This is a genomic window from Shewanella sp. T24-MNA-CIBAN-0130 (genome assembly GCF_040310185.1).
GTDB lineage: Bacteria > Pseudomonadota > Gammaproteobacteria > Enterobacterales > Shewanellaceae > Shewanella > Shewanella psychromarinicola.
Genome location: NZ_JBEOPP010000502.1, coordinates 1 through 244, shown reverse-complemented (window position 1 = coordinate 244; position 244 = coordinate 1). Strand labels below are relative to the sequence as shown.

The 244-nt window shown below is 43.4% G+C and carries 1 pseudogene; it reads right to left on the bottom strand.

What is annotated here, in order from left to right:
* Positions 1-244, bottom strand: a pseudogene (locus tag AAEZ02_RS23280) (sensor histidine kinase); the annotation flags it as partial.

The window sequence follows — 244 nt, the reverse complement described above, 5'->3', positions numbered from 1 at the left end:
CAATAATTGTAAATTAGCAATAGGCGTTGCTAATTGATGAGTAATTTGCGCCGCTGCGCCATCGAGAGTAACCAGTTGTTCACTACGCAACTGTTTCTCTCTAACTTTGGCAATAGTGCGCTCACGTTGTTGTAAAGCACGGTTCATTGCACCAATAACCAACGCAATCACGCAGGCACTGATAACAAAATTAACCCACATGCCAATAAAGTGGCCACTCATGTTCATTTGGTGCATGCTATGC